At 61.1% G+C, this 26,292-nt stretch carries 23 protein-coding genes and 2 pseudogenes; 15 read left to right on the plus strand and 10 right to left on the minus strand.

What is annotated here, in order from left to right; translation table 11 throughout:
- Nucleotides 1–38: 38 nt before the first annotated feature.
- Nucleotides 39–1,304: pseudogene (locus ACM1ZW_RS07075) on the plus strand (M16 family metallopeptidase); the annotation flags it as partial.
- Between the two features lie 24 nt (nt 1,305–1,328).
- Nucleotides 1,329–2,684: pseudogene (locus ACM1ZW_RS07080) on the plus strand (M16 family metallopeptidase); the annotation flags it as partial.
- A gap of 12 nt (nt 2,685–2,696) precedes the next feature.
- Here ACM1ZW_RS07080 and ACM1ZW_RS07085 read toward each other — a convergent pair.
- Nucleotides 2,697–2,837, minus strand: a complete 141-nt coding sequence (locus tag ACM1ZW_RS07085; protein WP_414880154.1) for a hypothetical protein — start codon at nt 2,835–2,837, stop codon at nt 2,697–2,699.
- Nucleotide 2,838: 1 nt separating this feature from the next.
- On the opposite strand from ACM1ZW_RS07085, the gene ACM1ZW_RS07090 reads away from it, so the two are divergent.
- A complete protein-coding gene (locus tag ACM1ZW_RS07090) occupies nt 2,839–3,837 on the plus strand; it encodes a hydrolase (protein ID WP_414880153.1) in 999 nt (332 codons plus the stop codon).
- Nucleotides 3,838–3,841: 4 nt separating this feature from the next.
- Nucleotides 3,842–4,669, plus strand: a complete 828-nt coding sequence (locus ACM1ZW_RS07095; protein ID WP_414880152.1) for an AraC family ligand binding domain-containing protein — start codon at nt 3,842–3,844, stop codon at nt 4,667–4,669.
- Nucleotides 4,670–4,748: 79 nt separating this feature from the next.
- On the opposite strand, the gene ACM1ZW_RS07100 is transcribed toward ACM1ZW_RS07095, so the two are convergent.
- Nucleotides 4,749–5,603, minus strand: coding sequence for a sulfurtransferase (locus ACM1ZW_RS07100; protein ID WP_414880151.1), 855 nt, complete (start codon nt 5,601–5,603; stop codon nt 4,749–4,751).
- Between the two features lie 32 nt (nt 5,604–5,635).
- Nucleotides 5,636–6,307: a TetR/AcrR family transcriptional regulator gene (locus ACM1ZW_RS07105; protein ID WP_017341298.1), complete on the minus strand. Its 672-nt coding sequence runs from the start codon at nt 6,305–6,307 to the stop codon at nt 5,636–5,638.
- Between the two features lie 146 nt (nt 6,308–6,453).
- On the opposite strand from ACM1ZW_RS07105, the gene ACM1ZW_RS07110 reads away from it, so the two are divergent.
- The 5 genes from ACM1ZW_RS07110 (at nt 6,454) to ACM1ZW_RS07130 (ending at nt 11,094) form a co-directional block, all read left to right on the plus strand.
- Nucleotides 6,454–7,884 carry a coniferyl aldehyde dehydrogenase gene (locus ACM1ZW_RS07110; protein WP_017341299.1) on the plus strand — a complete coding sequence of 477 codons (1,431 nt, stop codon included), beginning with the start codon at nt 6,454–6,456 and terminating at the stop codon, nt 7,882–7,884.
- Nucleotides 7,885–7,912: 28 nt separating this feature from the next.
- On the plus strand, nt 7,913–8,458 hold the full coding sequence (locus ACM1ZW_RS07115; RefSeq protein WP_416740349.1) for a twin-arginine translocation pathway signal protein: 546 nt from the start codon (nt 7,913–7,915) through the stop codon (nt 8,456–8,458).
- Nucleotides 8,459–8,528: 70 nt separating this feature from the next.
- On the plus strand, nt 8,529–10,124 hold the full coding sequence (locus ACM1ZW_RS07120; RefSeq protein WP_416740350.1) for a GMC family oxidoreductase N-terminal domain-containing protein: 1,596 nt from the start codon (nt 8,529–8,531) through the stop codon (nt 10,122–10,124).
- Between the two features lie 115 nt (nt 10,125–10,239).
- Nucleotides 10,240–10,719, plus strand: a complete 480-nt coding sequence (gene coaD, locus ACM1ZW_RS07125; protein ID WP_007945531.1) for a pantetheine-phosphate adenylyltransferase — start codon at nt 10,240–10,242, stop codon at nt 10,717–10,719.
- Between the two features lie 123 nt (nt 10,720–10,842).
- On the plus strand, nt 10,843–11,094 hold the full coding sequence (locus ACM1ZW_RS07130; RefSeq protein ID WP_003195146.1) for a YfhL family 4Fe-4S dicluster ferredoxin: 252 nt from the start codon (nt 10,843–10,845) through the stop codon (nt 11,092–11,094).
- A gap of 97 nt (nt 11,095–11,191) precedes the next feature.
- Here ACM1ZW_RS07130 and ACM1ZW_RS07135 read toward each other — a convergent pair whose 3' ends face one another.
- The 3 genes from ACM1ZW_RS07135 to ACM1ZW_RS07145 are packed head-to-tail and all read right to left on the minus strand — an operon-like array spanning nt 11,192 to nt 13,222.
- Nucleotides 11,192–11,515: a hypothetical protein gene (locus ACM1ZW_RS07135; protein ID WP_017341302.1), complete on the minus strand. Its 324-nt coding sequence runs from the start codon at nt 11,513–11,515 to the stop codon at nt 11,192–11,194.
- A gap of 49 nt (nt 11,516–11,564) precedes the next feature.
- The gene (mutM, locus tag ACM1ZW_RS07140) at nt 11,565–12,377 is read right to left on the minus strand and encodes a bifunctional DNA-formamidopyrimidine glycosylase/DNA-(apurinic or apyrimidinic site) lyase (RefSeq protein WP_017341303.1); all 813 of its coding nucleotides are present in this window, start codon (nt 12,375–12,377) and stop codon (nt 11,565–11,567) included.
- 29 nt (nt 12,378–12,406) lie between these two features.
- On the minus strand, nt 12,407–13,222 hold the full coding sequence (locus tag ACM1ZW_RS07145) for an HDOD domain-containing protein (protein WP_162491074.1): 816 nt from the start codon (nt 13,220–13,222) through the stop codon (nt 12,407–12,409).
- A 378-nt stretch (nt 13,223–13,600) separates the two neighbouring features.
- Between ACM1ZW_RS07145 and ACM1ZW_RS07150 the strand changes: the two genes are divergently transcribed.
- From ACM1ZW_RS07150 to ilvD, 3 genes are all read left to right on the plus strand, one after another.
- Complete coding sequence (locus tag ACM1ZW_RS07150; RefSeq protein WP_017341306.1) at nt 13,601–14,797, plus strand: class I SAM-dependent rRNA methyltransferase; 1,197 nt, start codon at nt 13,601–13,603, stop codon at nt 14,795–14,797.
- 132 nt (nt 14,798–14,929) lie between these two features.
- Complete coding sequence (locus ACM1ZW_RS07155; protein ID WP_416740351.1) at nt 14,930–16,129, plus strand: Bcr/CflA family efflux MFS transporter; 1,200 nt, start codon at nt 14,930–14,932, stop codon at nt 16,127–16,129.
- Between the two features lie 258 nt (nt 16,130–16,387).
- Nucleotides 16,388–18,229, plus strand: a complete 1,842-nt coding sequence (gene ilvD, locus ACM1ZW_RS07160; RefSeq protein WP_017341308.1) for a dihydroxy-acid dehydratase — start codon at nt 16,388–16,390, stop codon at nt 18,227–18,229.
- 135 nt (nt 18,230–18,364) lie between these two features.
- Here ilvD and ACM1ZW_RS07165 read toward each other — a convergent pair whose 3' ends face one another.
- Entirely contained in the window at nt 18,365–19,420 is a 1,056-nt protein-coding gene (locus ACM1ZW_RS07165) for a phosphorylcholine phosphatase (protein WP_017341309.1), read from the minus strand.
- Nucleotides 19,421–19,660: 240 nt separating this feature from the next.
- On the opposite strand from ACM1ZW_RS07165, the gene ACM1ZW_RS07170 reads away from it, so the two are divergent.
- Nucleotides 19,661–21,052 carry an L-cystine transporter gene (locus tag ACM1ZW_RS07170; protein WP_416740352.1) on the plus strand — a complete coding sequence of 464 codons (1,392 nt, stop codon included), beginning with the start codon at nt 19,661–19,663 and terminating at the stop codon, nt 21,050–21,052.
- A 122-nt stretch (nt 21,053–21,174) separates the two neighbouring features.
- On the opposite strand, the gene ACM1ZW_RS07175 is transcribed toward ACM1ZW_RS07170, so the two are convergent.
- Nucleotides 21,175–21,687: a dihydrofolate reductase gene (locus ACM1ZW_RS07175; RefSeq protein ID WP_017341311.1), complete on the minus strand. Its 513-nt coding sequence runs from the start codon at nt 21,685–21,687 to the stop codon at nt 21,175–21,177.
- A gap of 85 nt (nt 21,688–21,772) precedes the next feature.
- Between ACM1ZW_RS07175 and ACM1ZW_RS07180 the strand changes: the two genes are divergently transcribed.
- Both ACM1ZW_RS07180 and ACM1ZW_RS07185 read left to right on the plus strand, forming a co-directional pair.
- Nucleotides 21,773–23,143 carry a DUF2868 domain-containing protein gene (locus tag ACM1ZW_RS07180; protein WP_416740353.1) on the plus strand — a complete coding sequence of 457 codons (1,371 nt, stop codon included), beginning with the start codon at nt 21,773–21,775 and terminating at the stop codon, nt 23,141–23,143.
- The gene (locus tag ACM1ZW_RS07185; protein ID WP_017341313.1) at nt 23,136–24,512 is read left to right on the plus strand and encodes a GTPase/DUF3482 domain-containing protein; all 1,377 of its coding nucleotides are present in this window, start codon (nt 23,136–23,138) and stop codon (nt 24,510–24,512) included. Before ACM1ZW_RS07180 ends, ACM1ZW_RS07185 begins: the two co-directional genes overlap by 8 nt.
- Before the next feature lie 53 nt (nt 24,513–24,565).
- Here the strand turns inward: ACM1ZW_RS07185 and ACM1ZW_RS07190 are convergent, their stop codons facing one another.
- Both ACM1ZW_RS07190 and ACM1ZW_RS07195 read right to left on the minus strand, forming a co-directional pair.
- A complete protein-coding gene (locus tag ACM1ZW_RS07190) occupies nt 24,566–25,123 on the minus strand; it encodes a phosphonate degradation HD-domain oxygenase (protein WP_416740354.1) in 558 nt (185 codons plus the stop codon).
- Nucleotides 25,123–26,256: a TIGR03364 family FAD-dependent oxidoreductase gene (locus ACM1ZW_RS07195; protein WP_416740355.1), complete on the minus strand. Its 1,134-nt coding sequence runs from the start codon at nt 26,254–26,256 to the stop codon at nt 25,123–25,125. Before ACM1ZW_RS07195 ends, ACM1ZW_RS07190 begins: the two co-directional genes overlap by 1 nt.
- Nucleotides 26,257–26,292 lie beyond the last annotated feature (36 nt).

Here is a 26,292-nt window from a genome sequence, read left to right on the forward strand (position 1 = left end):
GAATGAAAGTATTAACTAACGAGACAACTTCCAGTTCGACTACCGAGTTCACACTCGATAATGGCCTCAAGGTCATTGTGCGCGAGGACCATCGGGCCCCGGTGGTCGCCTCCCAGGTCTGGTACAAGGTCGGCGCCAGCTACGAACCTCCGGGTCAGACAGGCCTGTCCCACGCGCTGGAACACATGATGTTCAAGGGCAGCAAAAAAGTCGGCCCGGGCAAAATCCTGCCACTGCTGCGCGAGCTCGGTATCCAATTCAACGCCGTCACCGGTAACGACTTCACCGCGTACTACCAAACGCTGGCTCGTGATCGTCTGGGCGTGGCCTTCGAACTGGAAGCGGACCGCATGGCCAATCTGCTTCTGCCGGCCGACGAATTTGCCCGGGAAATCGAAGTCATCAAGGAAGAACGTCGTCAGACCACCGACGACAAACCAATGGCCAAGGCCTACGAACGCTTCAAGGCCATGGCCTACCCGGCCAGCGGTTACCACACGCCGACCATCGGCTGGATGGCTGACCTCGACCGGATGAAGGTCGAAGAACTGCGTCACTGGTATGAGTCCTGGTATGCGCCGAACAACGCCACGCTGGTGGTGGTCGGCGACGTGACCGCGGACGAAGTCAAAGCCCAGGCCCAGCGCTACTTCGGCCCGATCGCCAAACGCGATGTACCGGCCGCGAAAAGACCGCTGGAACTGGCCAGGCCCGGTGAGCGCCAGATGACTCTGCACGTGAAGACGCAATTGCCCAGCCTGATGCTGGCCTTCAACGTGCCGAGTATCGCGACCGCCAAAGACAAGCGTTCAGTGCATGCCTTGCGCCTGATTTCGGCCTTGCTCGGCGATGGCCACAGCGCGCGCATCCCGACGCAACTGCAACGCGATGAAGAGCTGGTGTCCGACGGTACGTCGAGCTATAGCGCCTACACCCGGGGCGACAGCCTGTTTCTCCTGTCGGCAACACCCAACAGCCATAAAAACAAAACCATCGCCCAGGCCGAAGCCGGTTTGTGGAGGCTGCTGGACCAGCTGAAAACCACGCCGCCGACCACTGAAGAACTGGGACGCGTACGCGCACAAGTCATCGCCGGGCTGGTTTACGAGCGCGACTCGATCACCCGCCAGGCCAGCGCTATCGGCCGACTGGAAACGTTCGGACTGTCATGGAAATGGATGGACACCGAACTGGCCGAGCTGGAAAGCGTAACGCCAGAAGACATCCAGAAAGCCGCCACGTTGTATTTCACCCGCGAGCGGCTCAGCGTCGCCCATATCCTGCCAATGGAGGCCAATAAAGAGGATGGGGATGAGTCCGGCGAAGGCGAAGTGCCAGACAAGGAGAACTCCAGCCAAATGCTGCAATCGCTGGCTGAGCTCGACGGCAAGGCGCCAAGTCATCGCCTGCTCGACATGCAGACCTGGAATACCACCGAAGGCGCCAACGTGTTGTTCGCCGAGGCCAGAGGGTTACCGATGTTCGACGTGCGTCTGACCTTCGCTGCCGGCAGCAGCCGGGATGGAGACACTCCAGGCCTGGCCATGCTGACAAACTTGATGCTCAACGAAGGTGTTGCGGGCAGTGATGCCAACGCTATTGCCCAGGGTTTCGAAAGCCTGGGCGCACAGTATGCCCCCGGCACTGATCTGGATACGGCGCAAGTCTCCCTGCGCAGCCTCAGCGCCAAGGACAAACGCGATCCGGCACTGACCCTCTTCGCCGAAGTCGTAGGCAAGCCAACCTTCCCTGACGACGCGCATGCGCGCCTGCGCAATCAGACCCTCGCCGCTTTCGAAGATCAGAAGCATGACCCGGGCAAACGGGCGAGCCTGGAGTTGATGAACCGCTTGTATGGCGATCATCCGTACGCGCATGCCAGCGATGGCACGGCGCAAGCCATTCCGTCCATCACCCCGCCCCAGCTGCGCGCGTTCCACGAAAAAGCCTACGCGGCCGGCAACGTGGTGATCTCGTTGGTGGGTGACTTGTCCCGTGCCGAAGCGGAAGCCATTGCCGCGAAGATATCCGCGACCCTGCCCGAAGGCCCGGCCCTGGCGAAAGTCCCGCAACCGATGGAACCCAATGCCAGCAAAAGCCACATCGAATTCCCATCGCAACAGACCATTCTGATGCTCGCACAACTGGGCATCGACCATGACAATCCAGACTACGCGGCACTGTTCATGGGCAACCAGATCCTTGGCGGCGGTTTCGGCACTCGACTGATGAGCGAAGTCCGCGAAAGACGTGGCCTGACGTACGGGGTTGTTTCAGCCTTCACGCCGATGCAGGCGCGCGGTCCGTTCATGATCAAACTGCAGACCCGCGCCGAAACAAGCGAAGGCACGCTGAAACTGGTACAGGACGTGCTCGCCGACTACCTTAAAACCGGCCCGACCGAAAAAGAACTGGCTGATGCCAAACGCGCGTTGGCCGGCAGCTTCCCGCAGTCCACTGCGAGCAACGCACACATCGTCGCGAAACTGGCGTCTATCGGCTTTTACAACCTGCCGTTGAATCATCTGGACGACTTCATGCAGCAGTCCCAGCGCCTCACCGTAGCGCAGGTCAAAACCGCATTGAACAAACACCTGAGCATGGACAAATTGGTCATCATCAGCGCAGGACCGACCGTCCCGCAAAAGCCATTGCCGGAGCCTGCAGATAAACCTGCCAGGTAATTGCTCAATCTGTCAGGCGACTTTCGCAGCATCGGCCAGCAGAAAACCGAGCGACTCTACTGTTCGTTGTGGCAACGTATGGCAGAGATCGCCGGTTAACCCACCGGCCTGAAAAGGTGCGCACAGGTTGCGCACCGCTGCATCGAGAGCCATCGTGTCTTTTCCGCCAGAACGCTTCACCCCCGCCTTCGGCCTTGGCAACCCGCACTTGCAAACCTTGTGGGGACCGCTGTGGCGCAAAACCACGCACATCGAACGCGAGCGTGAACGCTTGTGGCTCGAGGACGGTGATTTCCTTGACCTGGACTGGCACGGTCCGCACCGCGCCGATACGCCGCTGGTGCTGGTGTTGCACGGCCTGACCGGTTCCTCCAATTCACCTTACGTGGCCGGCGTGCAGAAAGCACTGGGCGCCCAGGGCTGGGCCAGCGTCGCGCTGAACTGGCGCGGCTGCTCGGGGGAACCGAATCTGTTGCCACGCAGCTACCATTCCGGTGCCAGTGAAGACCTCGCCGAAGCCATCAGACACCTGCGGGCCAAACGACCGCTCGCGCCGCTGTACGCGGTCGGTTATTCCCTCGGCGGCAACGTTTTGCTCAAACACTTGGGCGAGACCGGCAGCGACAGCGGCGTGGTCGGCGCCGTGGCAGTGTCGGTGCCGTTTCGGCTCGATCAGTGCGCCGACCGTATCGGCCAGGGTTTCTCGAAGGTGTATCAGGCGCACTTCATGCGCGAGATGGTCGCCTACATCAAGAACAAGCAGCGGCAGTTCCAGCATGACGGGCGCGAGGATGGCCTGGCGAAGCTGGCCGCCCTGGGCTCGCTGGAAAACATGCGCACCTTCTGGGATTTCGATGGCCGGGTCACCGCGCCGCTGCATGGTTTCACCGATGCTCAGGATTACTATCGCCGTGCCTCGAGCCGCTATTTCCTTGGGGACATTCGCACGCCGACGCTGATCATTCAGGCCGCCGACGACCCGTTCGTGTTCCCTCACAGCCTGCCGTCAGCCGAGGAATTGTCCGCCTGCACCCAGTTCGAGCTGCAAGCCAGGGGCGGGCATGTCGGCTTCGTCGATGGCACGTTCCGGCAACCGGGTTACTACCTGGAACGGCGCATCCCGCAGTGGCTGGCCGCCGTGGGTCGTGGTTAAATCGATGGATACCGATCAGGGCGAGTCGATCCATTTCTGGCAAACGGCACCGTTGGCCGGGGTAGAGTTGTTGTCTGCGCGCTACATCGAACACCGCTTCGCCCCGCATGTGCATGACGGTTACGTGATCGGCATGATCATGGCCGGCGCTCAGCGTTATCGCTATCGCGGCGCCGAACACCTGGCGGGCAGCGGCACGCTGGTGTTGATCAATCCGGATGAATTGCACACTGGGCACAAGGGCACGGAAGACGGTTGGCTGTACCGGGCGTTTTATCCCGACAGCGGGCAGATTCTCTCGCTGCTGACCGAGCTGGAACTGCCAACCCACACCTTGCCGGCGTTTGGCGCCACGCTGTATCGCGATCCGGATCTGGTCAAGGGCTTCTGCCAACTGCACCGGCTGCTCGAAACACCGTCAACCGCCCTGCAACAGCAGACCGCCTGGCGGGAGTTGATGCTGTCGTTGCTGCAACGTCACGCCGCTGTCCCGGACGCCGGCAAACCCGGCAAGGAACACCGCGCGGTGACCCTGGCCAAGGAACTCCTGCAGGCGCAATTGGCGGCGCCGCCTTCGCTGGAAGAACTCGCGGCAGCGGTGAACCTGTCGCCGTTCCATTTCGCCCGGGTGTTCCGCCGCGCCACTGGCATGCCACCGCACACCTGGCTGATACAGCAGCGCATCGCCCGGGCACGAGGGTTATTGCAGAGTGGCTGTCTGCCGCTGCAAGTGGCCACGCAATTGGGATTTGCCGACCAGAGTCATCTGAATCGGCAGTTCAAGCAGGTTTACGGAGTGGGCCCGGGGGCGTATCGCAGAGCCCGACTTTAGAAACAAAAAGATCGCAGCCTTCGGCAGCGCCTACAGTGGGAATGCGCAGGCGCTGCCGGAGGCTGCGATCTTCTGATCTTTACTCGCCGGTGGCGACGCCCCGCGCAGGTTCGTTGATCCACTCGCTCCACGACCCGGCATACAACGATCCCAACGGATATCCCGCGAGGCACAACGCAAACAGGTTATGACACGCCGTCACGCCAGAGCCGCAGTACGCCACCAGATCATTCGGTGAACGATTGCCCAGTTTCTCGGCAAACCGCTGCTTGAGCTGATCGGCCGGCAGGAAATGCCCGTCGCTGCCAAGGTTGCCGGTGAACGCCGCGCATTGCGCGCCGGGAATGTGCCCGGCAATCGGGTCGATCGGTTCCACTTCGCCCTTGAAACGCGGCAAGGCCCGGGCATCGAGCAGGGTCATCGCGGGTTGGCCGAGACGTTGCTGAAGCTGTTCGGCGCTCAGGATCAGCCCGTTGTCCGGCGTCCCGTTAAAGGTGCCACGTTCAACACCAGAGGCATCGAGGCTCAGGGGCAAACCCGCCGCGTGCCAGGCCTTGAGCCCGCCATCGAGAATGAACACGCCGTCGCGCTTGCCCAACCAGGCCAGCAACCACCAGGCCCGCGCCGCATAGGCGCCGGGACCATCGTCATACAAAACCACTTCGCTGTCGGCGTTGATGCCCCAGGCCTGCAAACGCTCGATCAACTCTCCAGGCTCGGGCAACGGATGGCGCCCGGTCACTCCTTTGACCACTGCCCCGCTCAAGTCGCGCTCAAGATCGGCAAAACTCGACCCGGCGATATGCCCTTCGGCATAGCTGCGCTGGCCGTAATCCGGGTCTTCGAGGGCAAAACGACAATCCAGAATCACCAACCCTGGCTGCTCCTTTTTCAGGTCCAGTGCTTGCGGGCTGATCAATTGCGCAATGGGCATAACGGGCTCCAGTGATTAGGCGATGTCTGATCCTACTGTACTTCTTCCAGGGCTTGCGCCAGCGGCACGTAAAACTCCTCGAACAAGGCGTTGACCGCATCGCGGGACTGATCCGTGACAAACCCGGCTTCCAGCACCAGCACCTGGTACACCCCACGCTTGATTGCCTGTTCGCTCAGGTGATTGGAGTTCTCCCGCGTGGTGCACAGGAAACGCACCCAGGACGTCAGGATGATCCAGGCGTTGAGGGTCAGGGATTCGATCTGTACCCGATCCATCTTCAAGATGCCGGCCTCGACGAACCCTTTGTAGATCGCCGTGCCCTGGATCACGCAGCGCTGGGAAAAACGCCGATAACGGGCGGCCAGTTCCGGATCGCTGTCGAGCAAGTGCTCGAGGTCACGGTGCAAAAACCGGTAGCGCCACATGGCTGCCAGCAACTCCTGGAGGTAGTAACGCTTGTCCTCCACCGTCGCGGCGCGCCCTTGGGGCGGGCGCAGGAAGCTGTCCACCAGGCTTTCATACTCACTGAACAATACGGCGATGATCGCCTGCTTGTTGGGGAAGTGGTAGTACAGGTTGCCCGGGGAAATTTCCATGTGGGCAGCAATGTGGTTGGTGCTGACGCTGCGCTCGCCCTGCTGATTGAACAGCTCCAGGCTGTTCTGCACGATGCGCTCGCTGGTTTTGATCCGTGGGGCCATGGCTTGAGCTTTAATTCAGAGGGCGTTGCCGGGCATCTTACGACCTATCCGCCCGTGGATAAAACATCGCTGCGCCAGGATGTCATTTGACTTTCTAGAGCATAGACTCTAAAAAGCTCGTCACAACAATAAATCCGGAGATGACCATGTCTGCTGAAATTGCCTACCTCCAGAATCTGCAGCAGCCACTGGAAGAACTCCAAACCCTGTTCGAGGCCCAGCGTGCAGCCTATGCCGCCAACCCGATGCCCCCCGCGGCGCAGCGCCAGCAATGGCTCAAAGCGTTGCGGGATGTGTTGAGCACTGAACGCCAGGCGCTGATCGACGCCATCAGCCAGGATTTCAGCCACCGCAGCGCCGATGAAACCCTGCTCGCCGAACTGATGCCGAGCCTGCACGGCATTCACTACGCCAGTCAGCACCTCAAGGGCTGGATGAAGCCGTCACGGCGCAAAGTCGGTGTTGCCTTTCAGCCCGCCTCGGCCAAAGTCGTTTATCAGCCGCTGGGCGTGGTCGGAGTGATCGTGCCCTGGAACTACCCGCTGTATCTGGCCATCGGCCCTTTGGTGGGTGCGTTGTCGGCGGGCAATCGGGTGATGCTCAAACTCAGCGAGTCGACCCCCGCCACCGGCCTGCTGCTCAAGGCTTTGCTGGGCCGGATCTTTCCCGAAGACCTGGTGTGCGTGGTGCTCGGCGAGGCCGATATCGGCGTGGCGTTCTCCCGCCTGCGTTTCGACCACCTGCTGTTCACCGGCGCCACCAGCATCGGCAAACATGTGATGCGCGCGGCCGCCGAGAACCTGACGCCAGTGACGCTGGAACTGGGCGGAAAATCCCCGGCCATCGTTTCCCGGGATGTGCCATTGAAAGATGCCGCCGAACGCATCGCCTTCGGCAAGACGCTCAACGCCGGGCAAACCTGCGTGGCCCCGGACTACGTGTTGGTTCCGGAAGACCGCGTGGGCTCTTTCATCGAAGCCTATCGCCAGGCAGTTCGCGGATTTTACCCGACCCTGGCTGACAACCCGGACTACACCGCGATCATCAATGACCGACAACTGGCCCGGCTCAATGGCTACATCAGCGATGCCACCAGCAAAGGCGCGCTGCTGATTCCGTTGTTCGACCAGGGTCAGGGGCGCCGCATGAGCCATAGCCTGCTGCTCAACGTCACTGACGAGATGATGGTGATGCAGGACGAAATCTTCGGTCCTCTGCTGCCGATCGTTCCGTACAAGGACCTGGATGAAGCATTTGCCTACATCAGCCAGCGACCTCGTCCGTTGGCGCTGTATTACTTCGGCTACGACAAGCGCGAACAAAACCGCGTCCTGCACGAGACCCATTCCGGTGGCGTGTGCCTGAACGACACGTTGCTGCATGTTGCCCAGGACGACATGCCGTTCGGCGGCATCGGCGCCTCGGGCATGGGCCATTACCACGGCCATGAAGGCTTCCTGACATTCAGCAAGGCCAAAGGTGTGCTGATCAAACAACGCTTCAACGCGGCGAAGCTGATCTACCCACCGTACGGCAAAACCATCCAGAAACTGATCCAGAAGCTGTTTATCCGCTAACGATCAAATTCTTCGGGTAATAACAATAATGAGCCCAAGCCTGTCCGATACACCCGCGCTGTCACGGCGCGGCCTGCTCAAGTTCAGCCTCGGCGCGAGTGCTTTCCTGGCCACGGCCGGGCTAGGCGCGAGCCTCAGCGGATGTTCGTCGAGCATTCCGGCTGACGGTTTCGCGATGCTGCGCAGCGGCGATCTGCTGTTTTTGCGGGCGTTGATTCCGGTGATGCTCGAGGGGGCCGTGGTCGCCGGGAGCCTGCCGAGGGCGGTAGACCAGACCTTGCACAGCCTGGATAACAGCCTGAATCACCTGTCGCCGGAAATGCTCAAGCTGACCCGGCAGTTGTTCGATGTGCTGGGGATGGCCGTGACTCGTGGGCCACTGACCGGGATCTGGGGCAGTTGGGAAAACGCCAGCGCCGACGAGATCAGGCACTTTCTTGATCGCTGGGAAAACAGCTCGTTGAGCCTGTTGCGCATGGGGCACAGCTCGTTGCTGCAACTGGTGATGATGGCGTGGTACAGCCGAGTGGAATCGTGGGCGCATTGCGGGTATCCCGGGCCCCCCAAGGTTTGAGACCGAGGCTTGCCCTCGAAGGCGTCAGCCGCATCACCACAGCCTCCAAAAACAATAAGAGAACCCGAACATGCCCGTACCCGATCCGTTCCGCGAAGGCATGGCCCGCGGCTGGAAAACCCACGACGGCTCGCAACTGACCGAAGACCTGGCCCTCGAAGCGGACGTCGCGATCATCGGCAGCGGCGCCGGTGGCGGGACGACGGCTGAAATCCTCAGCGCCGCCGGCTACAAGGTGTTGCTGATCGAAGAAGGCCCGCTCAAGACCAGCAGCGATTTCAAGTTGCTCGAGGACCAGGCCTATACCAGCCTTTATCAGGAAGGCATCGGCCGCATGAGCAAGGACGGCGCGATCACCATCCTTCAAGGCCGGGCGGTGGGCGGCACTACGCTGATCAACTGGACGTCGAGCTTTCGCACCCCGGACGCGACGCTCGAACATTGGGCCAGGGAGCACGACGTCAAAGGCCACAGCCCCACGGAGATGGCGCCATGGTTCGAGAAAATGGAACAGCGTCTCGGTGTCGCGCCGTGGATGGTTCCGCCCAACGCCAACAATGACGTGATCCGTAAGGGCTGCGAGAAGCTCGGTTACACCTGGCACGTCATCCCGCGCAACGTGCGTGGTTGCTGGAACCTCGGTTATTGCGGCATGGGCTGCCCGACCAACGCCAAACAATCGATGATGGTGACGACGATTCCGGCGACCCTGGAAAAGGGGGGTGAGCTTATTTATCTGGCTCGCGCGGAAAAACTGGTGATCAAGGACGGCAAGGTCACGAGCCTGCAGTGCGTGGCGATGGACGACCGTTGCGCCACCCCCACGGGCAAGACGATCACGGTGAAGGCGCGGCATTACGTACTGGCCGGCGGCGGGATCAACAGCCCCGCGCTGCTATTGCGCTCGGATGCGCCAGACCCGCACAAGCGGCTGGGAAAACGGACCTTTCTGCATCTGGTCAACATGTCCGCCGGGCTGTTCGACGAGGTGATCAATCCGTTCTACGGCGCGCCGCAGTCGATCTACTCCGACCACTTCCAATGGCAGGACGGCACGACCGGCAAGATGGCTTACAAACTCGAAGTGCCACCGCTGCACCCGGCGCTGGCGGCCACCCTGCTCGGCGGTTTCGGCAAGGAAAACGCCCGGCACATGGAAAACCTGCCCCACACCCACGCCATGCTGGCGCTGCAGCGCGATGGTTTTCACCCGGACAGCCCCGGCGGCAGTGTCGAGCTGCGCGGTGACAACACGCCGGTGCTCGACTACCAGGTTTCAGCCTACGCCTGGGACGGTTTGCGCCGCGCGTTCCACAGCATGGCCGAGATCCAGTTCGCCGGTGGCGCCAACGCCGTCATGCCGATGCACGCCGACGCGCGCTACGTGAAAACCCTGGCCGAAGCACGCACGCTGATCGACGGTTTGAGCCTTGAGCTGTATCGCACTCGCCTGGGCAGTGCCCATGTGATGGGCGGTTGTGCCATGGGTGAAGACCCGAAAAATGCCGTGACCGACAGCCTTGGCCGGCACCATCAACTGAGCAACCTGTCGATCCACGACGGCTCGCTGTTCCCCACCAGCATTGGCGCGAACCCGCAATTGTCGGTCTACGGGCTGACGGCGCAACTGGCGACTTCGCTCGCCGAACGTTTGAAAAACCCGTGAAAAGAGCGAATATTCCCATCGTCTATAGTGCTTTCTTACCCAACAGGCGACTTGGCCGACCGGGAAGGCTGCGATACCATCCGACTCCCCAACGGACTCCCGCCAGGACGACGCGATGAACCGAGTGTTGTACCCAGGTACCTTCGACCCTATTACCAAGGGCCATGGCGACTTGGTCGAACGCGCCGCGCGCCTGTTCGATCATGTGATCATCGCCGTCGCTGCCAGCCCGAAGAAAAACCCGTTGTTTCCCCTGGAACAGCGTGTGGAGCTGGCCCGCGAGGTCACTAAACATCTGCCGAACGTTGAAGTCGTCGGCTTCTCGACGCTGTTGGCGCATTTCGCCAAAGAGAAGAACGCCAACGTGTTCTTGCGTGGTTTGCGCGCAGTGTCAGACTTCGAATACGAATTCCAGCTGGCCAACATGAACCGTCAGCTGGCGCCGGACGTTGAAAGCCTGTTTCTTACGCCGTCCGAGCGTTATTCGTTCATCTCCTCGACGCTGGTCCGTGAAATCGCGGCCCTGGGCGGCGATATCACCAAGTTCGTCCACCCTGCGGTGGCGGACGCCCTGACCGAACGCTTCAAGAAGTAGGAGCTGCCGCAGGCTGCGATCTTTTCACTTTATCGCGGCCCGCGTGCACTGCGCCCGCCAATGCGGCACAATTGCGCGCATTGGTTTATTGCGCCCGGGCCTTGCGCCCCGGCTGGAGTTAGCATGTCCCTGATCATCACCGACGATTGCATCAATTGCGACGTCTGCGAACCCGAGTGCCCGAACGCCGCCATCTCCCAGGGCGAAGAGATCTACGTGATCGACCCGAACCTGTGCACCCAGTGTGTCGGCCACTATGACGAACCTCAGTGCCAGCAGGTCTGCCCGGTGGATTGCATTCCACTGGACGAGGCGCATCCGGAGACTGAAGAGCAGTTGATGGAGAAGTACCGGAAGATTACCGGCAAGGCTTGAGAGCCTGAAAAGATCGCAGCCCTCGGCAGCGCCTACAGATACTTTGCGATCGCCTGTAGGAGCTGCCGAAGGCTGCGATCTTTTGATTTTTCCTTCCTCACTCCCGCTGCTCAAACCCCTCCCCGATACACCCCAGGCACCGCACGAACGCCGCCTTCGCCGGATCAACCACCAGCGCCTGCCCCGCATCGCCGACATTGCCGCCCAGTGCGGTAAACGGCAACGACACCACAAATGCCCCCGCGCCGATCACTGTTGCCGCGACCAGCAAAGGTCGGGCAATCAGCAAATCGCCGAGCATGGCGTAGGCCGGAGGGTTCTGGATGGTGTAGCGCGGATCACCGCTGCCGGTATTTGCCGCCAGCACTGGCGTACCAACGCTCAGCAACACAACGACGGCAGCGGTTCGAAGCAGGTTCATGGCGCGGTCCTATAACAGTGAGAACACTGACTATAGACCGTAGGAAATATCAGCTCTGACAGCGCGGGCAAAAGACGCTGGCACGCTGCCCGAGCTTGACTTCCCGCAGCTCTGTCCCGCACACCTTGCATGGCTGACTGCCACGGCCGTACACGAACAGTTCCTGCTGGAAATAACCCGGCTGACCGTCGCCGCCGATAAAGTCGCGCAACGTCGTACCGCCGCGCTCGATGGCGGCGGCCAGAATGCGTTTGATCTCGATGGCCAGCTTCAGATAGCGCGCCCGGGAAATGCTCTTGGCCTCGCGGCGCGGGTCGATACCGGCCGCAAACAACGCTTCGGTGGCGTAGATATTGCCGACGCCGACCACCACCGCGTTGTCCATGATGAACGGCTTGACCGCCATCGAACGCCCGCGGGACTGCTGGAACAAGCGCTCGCCGTCGAACAGGTCGGTCAACGGCTCCGGCCCCAGGCGAATCAACAGTTCGTGGTTGAGCGGGTCGAGGCTCCAGAGCATCGCGCCGAACCGGCGCGGGTCGGTATAACGCAGGGCCAGGCCCGATTCCAGTTCGATGTCCACATGCTCATGCTTGGCGGCCGGCATGCCGACTTCCACCAAACGCAAATTGCCCGACATCCCCAAATGACTGATCAACGTGCCCACTTCGGCATTGATCAGCAGGTACTTGGCGCGCCGTTCCACCAGCACGATACGCTGGCCGGAGAGGCGCACATCCAGGTCTTCAGGGATCGGCCAGCGCAGGCGACGGTCACGCACGATCACCCGGCTGACGCGCTGGCCTTCCAGGTGCGGCGCAATACCGCGGCGGGTGGTTTCGACTTCCGGCAGTTCAGGCATGGTGCTCTCGAATCAGGCTTTCACCACACTCAGCGGTGAGCGCCGAGGTCGCGAATCGTTTGTTTGAGGGTTTCGAAGTCGTAGTCCGAAAGGCCGACGTAATCGAGCACCAGCGCCGAAATGCTGTTCCATTCGTGGTCATCGTTCTGGTTGCCCAGTACCCGGTAGGACGCACAAATGTGCTCGGCCATCTTCAGGATCGCCAGCAGGTTTTTCAGCTGGCTGTTGCGCGAAGACTCATCGCTGAAAATCGCCAGTGCATTGTGGTGATTGGCGATCGCTGTGCTCACGTGCTCAGGCAGACGCCAGGATTTGGCCGTGTAGTAACCGACCACCGCGTGGTTGGTATTGAACACCCGGTTTTCGGTGTCGACTATGCGGCATTCAGCACTGGCGTTGGCGTAGGCTTCTTCCAGAACAGTCATGTAGTTGGGGAAGCGCTGCAACATCAGCGGCACGCCGCAATCGTGGAACAGGCCCAAGGCGTACGCTTCATCGCCGGCCTGGACGCCGATGCGCTTGGCCAGGGTCAGGCAAGTCATCGCCACGTCCTGAGCGGTGTCCCAGAATCGGTTCAGGGTGACGATGGTGTCATCGTTCATTTCGCCCTTGATCGACTGCGCGTTGATCAGGTTGATGATCGAACGGCTACCCAGCAGATTCACCGCACGCTGGATCGAGGCGATCTTGTTGCTCAAGCCGTAATACGGCGAGTTGACGATTTTCAGCAGGGAACCAGAGAGGCCCGGGTCCTGGGAGATCAGCTTGGCGATCACCTCCAGATCCGGGTCGGGCATGTACTGCTCCATCTGCAGATCCACCATGATCTGCGGCTGGGCCGGCACGCTGATGCCTTGCAGGGACTGTTGGATCTGTTCGGTGGTCAGCTCTTGGGACATAAGTACACACTCTGGGACAGGTGGCGATTCTAACCTTTATAAAGTTGGATCCGACACCATGGTCGGCTCATCATCTGAAGTTTCATAAAATTCCCAATCCGTCTCCTGAGCGCAATGCATTTCCCTGTGGCGAGGGAGCTTGCTCCCGCTCGGCTGCGAAGCAGACGTAAATCCAGCGAATGCAGCCGCCTGATGTACTGCAACAGCCGTTTTCGGGACGGCTCCGCCGTCCAGCGGGAGCAAGCTCCCTTGCCACATGTCCACCTCCAAACCTGGCAGCGCTGCAACACGCTATACTCCCGCTCTTTTTTCCGGAGCGACGTCATGTCCCTGCCTAGCCTGCGCCTCAAAGCCAACGCCGACCGTCGCCTGCGAAACGGTCACTTGTGGGTCTACAGCAACGAAATCGATGTGGCCGCCACCCCTTTGCACGGTTTCAAGGCCGGCGACCAGGCGATCCTCGAAGCGGCCGGCGGCAAACCGCTGGGCATCGTCGCCATGAGCCCGAACAACCTGATCTGCGCCCGCCTGCTGTCGCGCGACATCAAGTTGCCGCTGGACAAATCGTTGCTGGTGCATCGTCTGAACGTTGCCCTGTCCCTGCGTGATCGCCTGTTCGACAAGCCGTTCTATCGCCTGGTCTACGGCGACTCCGACCTGTTGCCAGGCCTGGTGGTCGACCGTTTCGGCGACATCCTGGTGGTGCAGATCGCTTCGGCGACCATGGAAGCGCATAAAGATGACGTGATCGCGGCGCTGACCCAAGTGCTCAAGCCAAGCGGCATTCTGTTCAAGAACGACTCCGCCGCCCGTGACGCCGAAGGCCTCAACCGCTACGTCGAAACCGTGTTCGGCCTGGTGCCGGAGTGGGTGGCGCTGGAAGAGAACGGCGTGAAATTCGAAGCGCCGGTCATCCAGGGCCAGAAAACCGGCTGGTTCTACGACCACCGCATGAACCGCGCACGCCTGGCCCCTTACGCCAAAGGCAAACGCGTCCTCGACCTCTACAGCTACATCGGCGGCTGGGGCGTGCAAGCGGCCGCCTTCGGCGCCAGTGAAGTGTTCTGCGTCGACGCGTCGGCCTTCGCCCTCGATGGCGTGGAACGTAACGCTGCGCTGAACGGTTTTGCCGAGAAAATGACCTGCATCGAAGGCGACGTTTTCGAAGCCCTGAAAGAGCTGAAAGCCAGCGAAGAACGTTTCGACGTGATCGTGGCCGACCCTCCGGCGTTCATCAAACGCAAGAAAGACATGAAAAACGGCGAAGGCGCCTACCGTCGCCTGAACGAGCAAGCCATGCGCCTGCTCAGCAAGGACGGCATCCTGGTCAGCGCTTCGTGCTCGATGCACCTGCCGGAAGACGACCTGCAGAACATCCTGCTGACCAGCGCCCGCCACCTGGACCGCAACATTCAGATGCTGGAGCGTGGTGGCCAGGGTCCGGACCATCCGGTGCACCCGGCGATTGCTGAAACCCGTTACATCAAGAGCATTACTTGCCGGTTGCTGCCAAACAGCTAACAACACGAAACACTGTAGGAGCGAGCTTGCTCGCTCCTACAACTGATTCGGAAGTTTCCTGCGCCCTCATGCATTGACTTCCATATCCATCAGGTCAACTCTCGGCCCCCTCACGGATCGAGAGCGTTGTTGATGAACCCTTCCACGCATACCGCGAAAAAATCGTCGCTCATCCTGCTTTTGATGACGATGACGCTACTGGGTGTATTCCCGCTGGACGTCGTACTCCCGTCCTTTCCCGCGCTCTCTGACTACTTCCAGACCTCAGCCTCCGACATTGCCCTTTCGGTCAGTCTGTTCGCCATCGGTCTTGCGCTATCGGTGGTGCTGGTCGGACCGTTGTCGGATTTGTGGGGGCGCAAGTCCCTGTTGCTGACCGGTATCGCCATCTCGGTGGTCGGTGCAACCGGTTGCCTGCTTTCCAGCGAATACAGCGGGTTCCTGGTGTTTCGAGTCATTCAGGCCGTGGGTTGCGGTTCCTTTGTGCTGTCGCAGGCGCTGATCCAGGATCTGTTCGTCGGCAAGGAACAGGAACGAATCAGGATCTGGATGACCACCGCCGCGGGGGTGTTCATTTCCATCTCGCCGCTGCTCGGAACCTGGCTGCAAATGCATCTGGGCTGGGAGGGCAGCTTCTATGTCTTTATCGCGTTGGCAGCGATTGTCTGGATAAAGGCTGGCGTCTTGCTCAAGGAGAGCCCACGCAGTCGGAATGCGGCGCCCGGTCGTTTTTTCAGTGCCTATTGGCGGCTGTGTTCCGACCTGCGCTTCATGGGTTACTGGCTTATTTCCGGCCTGGCCTTCGCCTGCCATTTTTCATTCATTGTCATGTCACCGATCATTTTCATGGAACGCCTGGCACTCTCGCCCTACGAATTTGCCTGGACATTGTTGCTGTACGGCGTGGCCTATGTGTTCGGCGGGATAGTCGCCAGTGCGCTGCATCGGCGTCTGCCGGCCAATTCGCAGATCGTGATCGGCCTGGGGCTTATCGCACTGTCGGGGTTGGTCATGCTGTGGCTGGCGAATCAGTTCGGGCTCACTGCCGCTGCGGTGCTGATCCCCATGCTCATTTGCACGGCCGGCACCACCATTGCCCGGCCTATCGCCAACTCCAAAGCCATGACCCTTTATCCACAGGATGCCGGTACGTCCTCATCGGTCGGCGGCGTCATGATCTTCCTCTGCGGCGGGGTGATCAGTGTGGTGATCAATCTCGCGTCCGCAGATCTCACCACGGCACTCGCCTTGTGTTTCCTGGTCCTGAGCGCGGCAGGCCTTGGTTTGAACGCGCTGATCATGCAGCGCAATCTGGCGCTGAACGCGAGTTGATAAACGCCGGTCGTCATCCCGCACACGCCACGGTTGCCGGATCAATGCTTCCCGGCATTCCCTCCTGACGCCAGCCGTGTAGAATCGCGACATTCATCGCCAGTCATCCCCCGGCGGGTTTATGAGCTCAAGCTGAAGCGCGCGGCGATCCCGCAAAGTTATCGGCAACTTCCGGACACACGGCCATTTCTGAGTGTTCCAGACGTCAATAGAAGCTCACTTCCCTTTTGATACCTGATTAGCCGCCCGGAGTGCTTCATGCCTGATTACCGCTCGAAAACATCCACCCACGGCCGCAACATGGCCGGTGCCCGCGCACTGTGGCGCGCCACGGGGATGAAAGATGACGACTTCAAAAAGCCGATCATCGCCATTGCCAACTCGTTCACCCAATTCGTACCGGGCCACGTCCACCTCAAGGACCTGGGCCAACTGGTCGCCCGCGAAATCGAACGCGCCGGCGGTGTAGCGAAAGAATTCAACACCATCGCTGTCGATGACGGCATCGCCATGGGCCACGACGGCATGCTGTATTCGCTGCCGAGCCGCGAGATCATCGCCGACTCCGTCGAATACATGGTCAACGCCCACTGCGCCGACGCCATCGTCTGCATCTCCAACTGCGACAAGATCACCCCCGGCATGCTGATGGCTGCCCTGCGCCTGAACATCCCGGTGATCTTCGTCTCCGGCGGCCCGATGGAAGCCGGCAAGACCAAACTGGCCAGCCACGGTCTCGACCTGGTCGACGCCATGGTGATCGCCGCCGACTCCAGCGCCTCTGACGAGAAAGTCGCCGAGTACGAGCGTAGCGCCTGCCCGACCTGCGGTTCGTGCTCCGGCATGTTCACCGCCAACTCGATGAACTGCCTGGTTGAAGCCCTGGGCCTGGCCTTGCCGGGCAACGGTTCGACCCTGGCGACCCACAGCGACCGCGAGCAACTGTTCCTGCAGGCTGGCCGCACCATCGTCGAGCTGTGCAAGCGTTACTACGGTGAGAACGACGAGTCGGTATTGCCGCGCAACATCGCCAACTTCAAGGCGTTCGAAAACGCCATGACCCTGGACATCGCCATGGGCGGTTCCACCAACACCATCCTGCACTTGCTGGCCGCCGCCCAGGAAGCCGAGATCGATTTCGACCTGCGCGATATCGACCGTCTCTCGCGCAACGTGCCGCAACTGTGCAAAGTCGCGCCGAACATCCAGAAGTACCACATGGAAGACGTGCACCGCGCCGGCGGGATCTTCAGCATCCTCGGCTCGCTGGCCCGTGGCGGCCTGCTGCACACCGACCTGCCGACCGTGCACAGCAAGACCCTGGCCGAAGGCATCGCCAAGTGGGACATCACCCAGACCGACGACGAAGCGGTGCATCACTTCTTCAAGGCTGGCCCGGCGGGCATCCCGACACAAACCGCGTTCAGCCAGTCGACCCGTTGGGAAACCCTGGACGACGACCGTGAAAACGGCTGCATCCGCAGTGTCGAACACGCTTATTCGAAAGAAGGCGGCCTGGCCGTTCTCTACGGCAACATCGCGCTGGACGGCTGCGTGGTGAAAACCGCCGGCGTCGACGAGTCGATCCACGTGTTCGAAGGCAACGCGAAGATCTTCGAAAGCCAGGACAGCGCCGTACGCGGCATCCTCGCGGACGAAGTGAAGGCCGGCGACATCGTGATCATCCGTTACGAAGGCCCGAAAGGCGGCCCGGGCATGCAGGAAATGCTGTACCCGACGTCCTACCTGAAATCCAAAGGCCTGGGCAAAGCCTGCGCCCTGCTGACTGACGGTCGTTTCTCCGGCGGTACTTCGGGCCTGTCCATCGGCCACGCTTCGCCGGAAGCGGCTGCCGGTGGCGCGATTGGCCTGGTGCAGGACGGCGACAAAGTGCTGATCGACATTCCGAACCGCTCGATCAACCTGTTGATCAGCGACGAAGAAATGGCCGGGCGCCGTGCCGAACAGGATCAGAAAGGCTGGAAGCCTGTGGAAAAACGTCCACGCAAGGTGACCACCGCACTGAAGGCCTACGCCCTGTTGGCGACCAGCGCCGACAAGGGTGCTGTGCGTAACAAGGCGATGCTTGACGGGCTGTAAGCGTCAATCGCAGAAATAAAAATGCCCCGCCAAGTGCGGGGCATTTTTTTGCTCTCGAAACCGGTTTGGCAACAGGCACACCAGTGACTGTGATACCGCCATCGCGGGCTTGCCCGCGATTGGAGCGACTCGGTCCTACTGGATTTCAGCCGGCGTCACGATCACCCAGTTCTTGTCCGCCGTCACCGGCAATCCTTCCTTGGCCTGGGCCGCAGCGTTTTTGGCCATCATGCCGTTAATCTGGGTCATGTATTTGTCCTTGCGGTTGACCCACAAGTGGATGCCGCCCTTGGCCACGTCGACGCTGTGGAACAGCATGTAACCGTCGCTGGTTGGGGTATCACCGCCCACCAGTACCGGTTTTTTCCACTCATCGATGTAGGTCAGGATCGCCGCGTGCTTGCCGGCCATCCAGGTCGCTGGAGTCCACAGATACGGGGTCAGTTCGAGGCCGAGGTTGGCCTTCTCGTCATACTTGCCGGCGGTGATCTGTTTGCGCGCGGTGGTCAGCTCGCCGGACTTTTGATCCTTGAGCAGCAGGCTCACCCCGATCACATTCTGCGGTTTGACGTTGTAGCCGTACTTCGGATCGGCAGCGACCATGCGCACCAGCTCTTCGGAGGCGGCGGTCATCACGTAGACCTCGATGCCGTTCTCCATCAGTTTGTTGTAGAGCTCTTGCTGGCCGGTGAAGATTTTCGGCGGGTTGACGTCGAGGTTCTTGACCACGTCGCCTTCGTAATAAGTCGCGGGCACCGGTTTGCCGGACGCCATCAACTCGTCGACATAGCCTTTGAGTTCTTTAAGTGTGAAACCGGAGAACACCTGGGCGACCCATGGGTAGCAAACCATGTCGTCGACTTCACAGAGGCGGTAGTAGTAGCTGAACAGGCTTTCCTTGTGGTCGGCAGTGTCCTTGAACGGCATCAGTTTCAGGGAGGGGTCGAGTTTCTCGCGGGTGATCAGGCCCTTGTTTTCCATGTACGGCAGCAACGACTCTTCGAGGTCGTAGCGGTAACTGGTGTTGTCCATGTCGAACACCGCGTAGTTACCCTTGTTGGCGTTGGCCGCGATCATGGCGTCCAGCGCCTTCGCCTGATCGGCGGGCCAATGCTTCAAGTCCGTGGCGAACGCCTGGCCGGCGAGGCCAAGGCAAAGTGCAGCGAGCAGAAATTTCGGCGCGAGCTTCATCGACAGTTCTCCCTGATTCAAAGATATCGACGCTAACAAATACGTGTGACAGTCCTCGTCTGTCAGCGACCGCTCGCGTCCCTTTCGCGTCAGCTGCATCCCTGACAGCGACACCCGCTTATTCCAAAAACGACAGTTATCAGACTTTTTTGGTATTAAATCATTGTAAATCAAGCTGTTAGGCTTGCCGGTTCGCAACTGCCCCGGAAGGCAGTTGGCACATGTCTAATGGGAGTTCCAATGAACCTGCCGCTGATTCTCAACCTGCTGGCGTTCCTCGCCCTGCTCTTCGGTCTCGCGCAAACCCGTCACACGACGTGGAGCCTGGCTAAAAAAGTCCTGCTCGCTTTGGTGTTGGGCGTTGTGTTCGGTGTCGCACTGCACACGATTTACGGTGCCGGCAATCCGGTGCTGAAAGCGTCGATCGGCTGGTTCGATCTGGTGGGCAACGGTTACGTGCAGTTGCTGCAAATGATCGTGATCCCGCTGGTGTTCGCCTCGATCCTCAGCGCCGTGACGCGCCTGCACAATGCTTCGTCGCTGGGCAAGATCAGCTTCCTGACCATCGGCACGCTGCTGTTCACCACTGCCATCGCGGCGCTGATCGGTATCGGCCTGACCAACCTGTTCGGCCTCACGGCTGAAGGCCTGGTGGCCGGCACGCAGGAAATGGCCCGTCTGCAAACCATTCAGAGCGACTACGCGGGCAAGGTCGCCGACCTGAATGTGCCGCAGTTGCTGTTGTCGTTCATCCCGCAAAACCCGTTCGCCGACCTGGCGCGGGCCAAGCCGACGTCGATCATCAGCGTGGTGATTTTCGCCGCGTTCCTCGGCGTCGCCGCTTTGCAATTGCTGAAGGATGATGTCGAGAAAGGTCAAAAAGTGATCAACGCCATCGACACTCTGCAAGCCTGGGTGATGCGCCTGGTGCGCCTGGTGATGAAGCTGACTCCGTACGGCGTATTGGCCCTGATGACCAAAGTGGTCGCCGGTTCCAACCTGCAAGACATCATCAAGCTCGGCAGTTTTGTGGTGGTGTCCTACATCGGCCTGGGCCTGATGTTTGTGGTCCACGGCGTGCTGGTGTCGGTGGCCGGGATCAACCCGCTGCGCTTCTTCCGCAAAATCTGGCCGGTGCTGACGTTTGCCTTCACCAGCCGTTCGAGTGCAGCGACGATTCCGTTGAGCATTGAGGCGCAGACCAGCCGCCTGGGCATTCCGCAGTCCATCGCCAGTTTCGCCGCTTCGTTCGGCGCGACTATTGGCCAGAATGGCTGCGCCGGTCTGTACCCGGCAATGTTGGCGGTGATGGTGGCGCCGACCGTGGGCATCAACCCGCTGGACCCACTGTGGATCGCGACGCTGGTGGCGATTGTGACGCTGAGCTCGGCCGGCGTGGCCGGTGTGGGGGGTGGCGCAACGTTCGCGGCGCTGATCGTGTTGCCGGCGATGGGCTTGCCGGTGTCACTGGTGGCGTTGCTGATTTCGGTTGAGCCGCTGATTGATATGGGGCGTACGGCGTTGAACGTGAGCGGTTCGATCACGGCCGGGGCGATTACCAGCCAGATCATGCAGCAGACGGATAAAGCGCTGCTGGATGCGGATGAGCATTCGGCGTTGGCTCACGCTTAAATTCTTTAGCGTCTGAACTGGCCTCATCGCCAGCAGGCTGGCTCCCACAGGGATTTTGGGTGTTCACACAATCTGTGTTTCACCCCAAACCCACTGTGGGAGCCAGCCTGCTGGCGATGTTTTTAAGCCTTTTCCCAGACTTCGAAGTTGTACGCCGGTTTGTCGCCTTCGGCCGGATTCGGGGTGTTAGACACCAACTTCCACTGCGTCAAATCAAACTCTGGAAACCACGCATCCCCTTCCGGGCTCAATGCCACGCGTGTCAGGTACAACCGATCCGCTTGAGCCATTCCTTGCGCATACAACTGCGCGCCGCCAATCAGCATCAACTCATCGACGCCCTGCTCCTTCGCCCACTCTTCAGCGCGAACCACCGCAGCTTCCAGCGACGGATAAACTTCCGCGCCTTCCAGCACCAGATCCGCCTGACGACTGACCACGATGTTCAACCGCCCCGGCAGCGGACGACCGAGGGAATCCCAGGTCTTGCGCCCCATGATGATCGGCTTGCCCAAGGTGGTGGCCTTGAAGTATTTGAAGTCCCCCGGCAGGTGCCAGGGCATGCTGTTGTCGACGCCGATCACGCGGTTTTCACCGAGGGCTGCGATCAGGCTGAGGGGGAGTGATTTAGTCATGCCGGCGAGGATACCAGAGCCTCCCGTACCCCGATAAGCGTCACAGCGGTTATGCTCACAGCTCGATTGAGCGACGGGATGCCGCGTGACTGAACTGAATAACCTATGGCTGACAGAAACCATCCGCCTGCGTGAAGAACACGCCGGCCCTCTGGATGACCTGGAAGCCAACAGACTGGCCCGCACTGCCGGCGGCGATCTGCCGACGAGGATTGCGCGCCGCGCCCTGTGGCTGGCCGAGCGCGATGGACTGACCGAAGCCCTCAGGCATTGGCTGCAAGGCGCACGACTGGCATTGATCGTCATGGCCGTGCTGTCCGTGGTCAGTGGCGCCGGGCTGGCGTTTGCCGCGATGGGTGACGGTCAGACACCGGTGAATGTGTTTTGGGCCTTGGGCAGTCTGCTCGGGCTGAACCTGATTCTGCTGCTGAGCTGGGCCATGGGCCTGGTGTTTGCCGGCGAACACGGCGCAACGCTGGGACGCTTGTGGTTGTGGCTCAGCGAAAAACTCGCCCGCGACGCCAAAGCCGCGCAACTGGCGCCCGCGCTGCTGTTGCTGCTGCAACGACAAAAACTCAATCGCTGGGCGCTCGGCGTGCTGGTCAACGGCTTGTGGTTGCTGGCGATGCTGAGCGCGCTGGTGATTCTGCTGATGCTGATGGCGACCCGGCGTTATGGCTTCGTCTGGGAAACCACCCTGCTCAGCACCGACACCTTCGTGACCATGACCCAAATGCTGGGTGCACTGCCCGCCGTGCTGGGGTTCAACGTGCCAACGATGGAGATGATCCGCGCCAGTGGCGATGCCGCGCTGAACATCGAAAGCGCCCGCCAGGCCTGGGCTACCTGGCTGGTTGGCGTGCTGGTGATTTATGGCATTGTGCCGCGCCTGCTCTTGGCGTTGTTCTGCCTGTGGCGCTGGAAAAGCGGCCGCGCAAACCTGCATCTGGACCTGAACCTGCCCGGTTACGCCCAACTGCGCGAACGCCTGATGCCCACCAGCGAACGCCTGGGCATCAGCGACGCGGCGCCCGCGCAACTTCATCGGGTGGAAAGCGCTGTCAGCGATCTGCAAAGCGATGGCGCACTGCTGGTGGCCATTGAGCTGGACGAACAACGCCCATGGCCGCCACAACTGCCTGAAAACGTGAGCGACGCGGGCATCCTCGACAGCCGTGAATCGCGTAACAAACTCCTCGAACAGCTCAGCCGTTTTCCTCCGGCCCGCCTGGCCATCGCCTGCGATCCACGGCGCTCGCCGGATCGCGGCAGCCTCGCCTTGATCGCCGAACTGGCCCGCAGCGCCAGCGCTACCCGCGTCTGGTTGCTGCAAGCGCCGCCCGGCGAAGCGCTGGATGCCGAGCGCCTCGGCGACTGGCACGTGGCGCTGCAGCAACTGAATCTGCCCTTCGCCGACTGCGCGCCGCTGAACTGGCTGGAGACCGGTCATGACTAATTCGTGGAAAGCGCCGTTGAAGCTCGCCGTGGTCGGCCACACCAACGTCGGCAAAACCTCGTTGCTGCGCACGTTGACCCGTGACGTCGGTTTCGGTGAAGTCTCCCATCGCCCCAGCACCACGCGACACGTCGAAGGCGCGCGGTTGTCCGTGGACGGCGAGCCCTTGCTCGACCTGTTTGACACGCCGGGGCTGGAAGACGCCATCGCCCTGCTCGACTACCTCGAGCGCCTGGAACGTCCCGGTGAACGCCTCGACGGCCCGGCGCGGCTGGCGCGCTTTCTTGAAGGAAGTGAAGCCCGGCAGCGTTTCGAGCAAGAAGCCAAAGTGCTGCGGCAACTGCTCACCTGCGACGCCGGCCTCTATGTGATCGACGCCCGCGAACCGGTGTTGGCCAAATACCGCGACGAACTGGAAGTGCTCGCCAGCTGCGGCAAACCGTTACTGCCGGTGTTGAATTTCGTCAGCAGTGCCAACCACCGCGAACCGGACTGGCGCGAAGCGCTGGCACGGTTGGGCTTGCACGCCCTGGTGCGTTTCGACAGCGTGGCGCCGCCGGAAGATGGCGAACGTCGGCTCTATGAAAGCCTCGCGCTGCTGCTGGAAAACTCCCGCGAGCAACTGGAACGACTGATCGCCGATCAGCAAGCCCAGCGCCTGGCCCGCCAACAAAGCGCGGCGCGGCTGATTGCTGAATTGTTGATCGATTGCGCAGCGTGTCGGCGCAGCGTGGTCAGCGATGCGGAACAGGAACAGCAAGCCATCAGCGAACTGCGCAAAGCCGTTCGGCAACGGGAACAGCGCTGTGTCGAAGCGTTGCTCAAGCTCTTCGCCTTCCGCCCTCAGGACGCGGCGGCCAGTGATCTGCCGCTGCTCGACGGTCGTTGGGGCGATGATCTGTTCAATCCGGAAACCCTCAAGCAACTGGGCGTGCGGGTCGGCGGAGGTATCGCGGCGGGGGCGGCGGCCGGGGCCGGGGTGGATTTGCTGGTCGGCGGTTTGACCCTCGGCGCGGCGGCACTGGCCGGCGCGATTGCCGGCGGCGCGCTGCAAACCGCACGCAGTTATGGCAGCCGGTTGCTGGGCAAGATCAAGGGTCAGCGAGAGTTGACGGTCGATGACAGCGTGTTGCGGTTGTTGGCATTGCGTCAGCGGCAATTGCTTCAGGCGTTGAATGCACGTGGGCACGCGGCGATGGACAGCATTCAAGTCGCCACGCCGCAGGACAAGAGTTGGCGCGAAGGCAAACTGCCCGAAGCCCTGAACAAGGCTCGGGCGCATCCGCAGTGGTCATCACTGAATCCGCAGGCGAAGTTGAGTCAGGCGGAGCGGCAGGAGCAGGTTGAGGTGTTGGCGCAGCAGCTGTAAAACTACAGTGTCTGGGCCGGCCTCATCGCGCCTCGGCGCCTATGCCCTAAGCCCTAAGCCGCCATCAGGCGCAAGGCCTTTTCCTTCAAAACGCCAAGATCAATCACCGGCACCCACATCTCCTTGGCCAGCTCATCCCACTGCCGCATCCGCAAACTGACGGCGCACAACGGGTCCTGCTCGAACGCTTCAGCCTCTGCCTCGGTCATCACCCCGCCTTGGTATTCCAGGGTCCGGCGGCTGGCTTCGCTCAAGCGATCGTAGTACCCGGGCTCTTTGAGTGTCAGATAACGCTTGGCTTGCACGTGGTATTCCACCAGCCGCGCCATGCGTTCGCTGAAGCCTGCGCGGCGCAGATAATCAGCACCCAACCGCTCATGGCTGACCACGCCGAAACCACCCATGTTCTCGGCGCTCTCGGCGCAAATGTGTCCGATGTCGTGAAAGAACGCCGCCAGCACCACTTCGTCATCGAAGCCTTCGGCCATGGCCAGTTGTGCGGCCTGGGACATGTGCTCGATCTGCGACACCGGCTCGCCGATGTAATCACTGTCGCCAAAACGCTCGTACAGCGCGAATACCTCGTCGATCACTTGCTCAGTGCGGTCCATCAACGCTCTCCCAATACAGTCGCGACATTACGTTCTGCCATGGCCGGCCCGACACTCATGCCGACGCCCGTGTGCATCAGCGCCACGCTCACGCCCGGCATCGGCCGCAGGAATGAAAACGGTCCTGGCCCGCGTGAACCATAGACACCCTGCCAGCGCTCGACCACTTGTACCTTGCAGCGCAACGTCTGCTCGGCCAGTTCGATCATCCAGTCGTCCACTTGCTCGGCGTTGAATGGCGAGGGGTCGCGGCCATAGTGATGGGAGTCGCCGATGATCAGTTCGCCGTAAGGCGTCGGGCTGATCAGCAGGTGAATACCGTTTTCGTGCAGGTGCGGCTCTTCACGCAGGATCTGCGCCTGCACCGCCGCCGCTTCCGGCAGATCGGCGAAGGCGCCGTAGTGCACGCAACTCAAACCGGTGAGCAGTGCGTGTTGCAGATTGAGGTTGATCTGCGGGCGGGCGCGGAGCATTTGCAGGCGGCAGATTTGCGGGTTGAGCGCGGCCATCGGCTCGGCGAGCAAGGTCTGATAATCATGGCCGGAGCAGATGATGATCTGCTCGGCGCTGAAGGTGCCGGCGGTGCTGTGCAAACGGCCCGGTTCGATGTCGCGCACGAGGGTGGAGAAGTGAAACTCGACGTTCATTTCGCGGCGCAGGTAATCGATCAATGCCGGTATCGCTTCGCGGGAATACAGTTGTTGATCGTCCATGCCATGCAACGCGGCGCGATGATGGCTGAACTGGCCGCCGTACAGATCGCGCAATGCAGCACCGCGCAGCAGGTCGACGCGGTAACCGTGTTCCACGGCTCGTCCGGCGCAAAAAGCTTCCAGCAGGTGTTCCTCCGCCTCGGTGCGGGCGAACAGATACGAGCCGTTGCGCTTGAGCTGCAGGCCGGCCAGTGGCGCCCATTGCCCCCAGATCTCGCGGCTGGCCTTGGCCAGTTCCAGCATCGGGCCTGGCGGTTGGCCGGTGACGAGGGCCTGGCCGAAGTTGCGCACCGAGGCGCCGAGCGGGGTTTCGCTGCGTTCGAAAACCGTGACCTTGAGGCCGCGCCTGGCGGCAGCGTAGGCGTGGGACAGGCCGAGAATGCCGGCGCCTACGATCAGCATGTCGTTGTGGTGTGTCATTAAGATAATCCCGATTTTGTGGCGAGGGAGCTTGCT

Source organism: Pseudomonas sp. NFX71 (genome assembly GCF_048079215.1).
Lineage (GTDB): Bacteria > Pseudomonadota > Gammaproteobacteria > Pseudomonadales > Pseudomonadaceae > Aquipseudomonas > Aquipseudomonas fluorescens_B.